The 1,966-nt window shown below is 68.0% G+C and carries 2 protein-coding genes; both read right to left on the bottom strand.

Going from position 1 to position 1,966, the window contains the following annotated elements; all coding sequences use genetic code 11:
* The coding region (locus NN4_RS44530) for a GNAT family N-acetyltransferase (RefSeq protein WP_147144461.1) at window positions 1-648 on the bottom strand (648 nt) is incomplete at its 3' end.
* A 5-nt stretch (window positions 649-653) separates the two neighbouring features.
* Window positions 654-1,966 (bottom strand): glycosyl hydrolase family 28-related protein (locus NN4_RS44525; RefSeq protein ID WP_147144459.1); only part of this gene is annotated, 1,313 nt, incomplete at its 5' end.

The raw sequence follows: 1,966 nt of genomic DNA, 5'->3' as shown, positions 1-1,966 counted from the left end.
CGGCGGCGAGGTGGGGTGGGCGTCGTAGCGGTCGATCCAGTGCTGCACGAAGCCCCGTGGCGGAACATCGGCCTCGGTGAGCCCCCACAACTCGTGGTCGCGGCGTGCACCGCCGACGTCGAAGTACCGACCCATCAAGGCTTCCCGACGGAACCCGAGCCCGGCGGCGCCGCGTGCGGCGGCGACATTCGCCGGTGAGATCGGCGCGGTGATCCGCTGCAGGCCGAGGTGTTCGACGCCGTAGTCCATCAGCATCGCCGCCGCCATGCCGCCGATCCCGTGCCTGGCGACCTCGGCGTCGACCCAGATGCCCAGTTCGGCCGACGCGGCGGCGGCGTCGATCGAGCCGAGCTCGACCTGCCCGGCGAACCGGCCGTCGACCTCGATCACCGACGCCAGCCTGCGACCTGTCCGTGCTTCCGCGCGGCTGGTCAAACACTCACGCACCCAATGGGTTCCGCAGTGGCGCGCCGCCCAGTCCAGGGTCGAGCTGTACCAGAACGGTTCGATGTAGTGCCGATCCCGCAGCCGGATGCGCCGCCAGTGCGGGTAGTCCGCGATCCGCGGCGGCCGTACCACGACACTGTTTCCGTGCAGCAGTACCGGACCGAGAGTGATGTGCGCCAACGAGCTGGGAGTTGTCGTCATGGCGGCTACTCGCGCGGTCGCGTTCTGCCCAGCGACATCGTCTTCAGCACGCCCTCGGTGGAGACGGACAGCCGCCAGTATGTGCCGGTAGCGTCTTTGAGCACGATGCCGCCTTCGGTCTGCTCGGAAAGCCAAGTCCCGCTGGCCAATACGGCCGAGCGCAGCGCACCGTCGGCCGATTGCGCCTGGAAGACGTCGGCATCACCGCGTCCGGCCTTGGCGACGATGGTCCCGGTGAACGATGGCGCGTGTGTGCTGGTGCGGCCGAGCACATGCCAACGTGGCGGAAATAGTGTCGGGTTGAGATCCTCTGCCGCCGTGGAGATCAGGTTCACCGCGGTCCCTTCGGGGCAGCCGGTCGGGTCGATCCGCAATTCGATGGGCGGCTGGTCCAGGTCCCGGTCGAATTGGACGTTCGCGAGATAGGGCTGGCGGCAGTAGATCAGGTCGACAGCGACGGTGCGCGCGGCGACCTTGCAGTTGGTCATGCCGAACTGCGCGGGCCCGCCGCGATCGGCCCGGCCGATGGACAACGCGATATCGGCGCCCTCGAACCAGACGTTGGTGAGCCACCAGTCGTTGGCCGCACCGTCGACGAGGATGTGCTTGTCGGTGGTGCGCGGGTCGGCGTCGGAGACGAATTCGACGTTGGTGAGCGCCAATCCGGCGTTGTGGTCGTTGCCGGTGCCCAGCACGCCGATGAAGTTGCTGGTGAGCTTGGACGAGGTCACGTAGTTCTGGATGCAGGAGGTGACGATGCCGTAGCCGAAATTGTTGATGTCGCAGTTGAGGAATGCGGTGCCGCCGGTATTGCCCTCCAGCACCACCCCGCGTTGCCCGAGATAGCGCGGATGGTTCTCGGCGATGTGGTTGCCGCGGATCACCACCGAGTCGAACGAGCAGCGGAAGCACTCCGAGAGCAGCACGGCGGTCGCCTTCGGCCCGGTCAGGTAGAAGCCCAGCCGCGCGAACCGCACCCGGCTGCGCTTGCGTAGCGCGACGAGGGTCGTGTCGGTTTCGCAGACCACGATGGTGATATCGGCGCCGTCGCCGAGAATCGTGGCGTAATCGCCGAGTTCGGGCCACGCCGTCACCCGGTAGTGGCCCGCGGGTAGGTACATCACCAGCGGAACGTCGCGTACCGCGGCCGCCGCGGCGATCGCGGCCGTGTCGTCGGCGACGCCGTCACCGACCGCGCCGAAGTCGCGCACATTGCGTGCCGCGGGTGCGTCGGTGACATGGGGGGAACGAAACTCGACCTGCGGAGTTCCGGTGGTGCTGGAGCCGGTGCTACAGGCCGCGAGCATCGGGGCGGCAC

Source organism: Nocardia ninae NBRC 108245, from assembly GCF_007990755.1.
Lineage (GTDB): Bacteria > Actinomycetota > Actinomycetes > Mycobacteriales > Mycobacteriaceae > Nocardia > Nocardia ninae.
Note: the sequence above shows the minus strand (reverse complement) of the source record. Positions and strands in the feature narration are given on the sequence as shown.